This is a genomic window from Flectobacillus sp. BAB-3569, assembly GCF_002270355.1.
GTDB lineage: Bacteria > Bacteroidota > Bacteroidia > Cytophagales > Spirosomataceae > Flectobacillus > Flectobacillus roseus.
This window is the reverse complement of record NZ_NJFZ01000111.1, coordinates 1-2,641: the sequence shown is the minus strand read 5'-3', so window position 1 is coordinate 2,641 and position 2,641 is coordinate 1. Positions and strand designations below refer to the sequence as shown.

At 44.3% G+C, this 2,641-nt stretch carries 1 protein-coding gene; it reads left to right on the top strand.

The annotated features are described in order from the left end of the window. Window positions 1–2,641, top strand: a 2,641-nt coding sequence (locus BWI92_RS27625; protein ID WP_176464566.1) for a hypothetical protein, incomplete at both ends; no start/stop codon positions are given.

The window sequence follows — 2,641 nt, the reverse complement described above, 5'->3', positions numbered from 1 at the left end:
CCCAAGCGCACCAAGTGCAGGGAATGTAACTAATAACTCAAGATGTGGTAGTGGAATTGTAAACTTAAGTGCAACATGCTCAACAGGCCAAACAGTACAATGGTATGCAAGTCAGACCTCGACAACAGTGTTGTCGACAGGCACCAGCTATGCACCAAGTATTGCAGCGACTACGACTTATTATGTAGGTTGTAAAGATAATACTACGACTTGTGAGACGGCGACCAACTCACGTCAAACAGTTGTAGGAACAGTTAACCCAATTCCAAGCGCACCAAGTTCAAGTAATGTAACGAATGGTGCAGTTTGCGGAAGTGGGGTAGTGAATTTGACAGCAACTTGTACGACAGGTCAAACAGTACAATGGTATGCAAGTCAGAGTTCAACAAGTGTATTGACAACAGGTACAAGTTATGCACCAAGCATCACAGCCACGACAACATACTTTGTTGGATGTAAGGATAACACAACAACATGTGAAACAGCGACAGGCTCACGTCAAGGCGTAATTGGAACGGTTAACCCAATCCCAAGTGCACCAAGTGCAAGTAATGTAGTAGGGGCATCAAGATGTGAAGCAGGTGTAGTAACCTTGACAGCAACATGTTCAACTGGTCAAACAGTACAATGGTATGCAAGTCAGAGCTCAACAAGTGTATTGACAACAGGTACAAGTTATGCCCCAAGTTTGACAGCAACGACTACTTATTATGTAGGCTGTAAAGACAACACAACGACTTGTGAAACGACAACAGGAACACGTCAAGGAGTAACAGGTACAGTAAATCCAAACTTACCAGCACCAAGTTCATCAAATGTACAAGGAGGTGCAGTTTGCGGCAGTGGAGTAGTAAACCTAAGTGCAGTATGTTCATCAGGTCAAACGGTACAATGGTACGCAAGTCAGACCTCGACCAGTGTCTTGACAACAGGTACAAGCTACGCACCAAGTATTGCGGCAACGACAACTTATTTTGTAGGATGTAGAGATAATACAACAACTTGTGAAACAGCGACAAATTCACGTCAAGCAGTAGTAGGCACAGTGAATCCAATCCCAAGCGCACCAAGTGCAGGGAATGTAACTAATAACTCAAGATGTGGTAGTGGAATTGTAAACTTAAGTGCAACATGCTCAACAGGCCAAACAGTACAATGGTATGCAAGCCAGACCTCGACTACAGTGTTGTCGACAGGTACTAGTTACGCACCAAGTATTGCAGCGACGACGACCTATTTTGTAGGTTGTAAAGATAATACTACGACTTGTGAGACGGCGACCAACTCACGTCAAGCAGTAGTAGGAACAGTTAACCCAATTCCAAATGCACCAAGTACAAGTAATGTAACAAATGGTGCAGTTTGCGGAAGTGGTGTAGTGAATTTGACAGCAACTTGTACGACAGGTCAAACAGTACAATGGTATGCAAGTCAGACTTCGACAAGTGTATTGACAACAGGTACAAGTTATGCACCAAGCATCACTGCAACGACAACATACTTTGTTGGATGCAAAGACAATACAACAACTTGTGAAACAGAGACAGGCTCACGTCAAGGCGTAATTGGAACGGTTAACCCAATCCCAAGTGCACCAAGTGCGAATAATGTAGTAGGGGCATCAAGATGTGAAGCAGGTGTAGTAACCTTGACAGCAACCTGTTCAACAGGCCAAACAGTACAATGGTATGCAAGTCAGAGCTCAACAAGTGTGTTGACGACAGGCACAAGTTATGCACCAAGTTTGACAGCGACGACGACTTATTATGTAGGTTGTAAAGACAACACAACAACTTGTGAAACAACAGCAGGTACACGTCAAGGAGTAACAGGTACAGTAAATCCAAACTTGCCAGCACCAAGTTCATCAAGTGTACAAGGTGGCGCAGTTTGCGGAAGTGGCGTAGTAAACTTAAGTGCAGTATGTTCATCAGGACAAACGGTGCAATGGTACACAAGTCAGACCTCGACCAGTGTCTTGACAACAGGCACAAGTTATGCACCAAGTATTACGGCCACGACAACTTATTATGTAGGCTGTAAAGACAATACAACAACTTGTGAAACCGCGGCGAACTCACGTCAAGCAGTAGTAGGAACAGTGAATCCAATCCCAAGCGCACCAAGTGCAGGGAATGTAACTAATAACTCAAGATGTGGTAGTGGAATTGTAAACTTAAGTGCAACATGCTCAACAGGCCAAACAGTACAATGGTATGCAAGTCAGACCTCGACTACAGTGTTGTCGACAGGCACCAGCTACGCACCAAGTATTGCAGCGACTACGACTTATTATGTAGGTTGTAAAGATAATACTACGACTTGTGAGACGGCGACCAACTCACGTCAAGCAGTTGTAGGAACAGTTAACCCAATTCCAAGCGCACCAAGTTCAAGTAATGTAACAAATGGCGCAGTTTGTGGAAGTGGTGTAGTGAACTTGACAGCAACTTGTACGACAGGTCAAACGGTACAATGGTATGCAAGTCAGAGTTCGACAAGTGTATTGACAACAGGTACAAGTTATGCCCCAAGCATCACTGCAACGACAACATACTTTGTAGGTTGTAAGGATAACACAACAACTTGTGAAACAGCGACAGGCTCACGTCAAGGCGTAATTGGAACGGTTAACCCAATC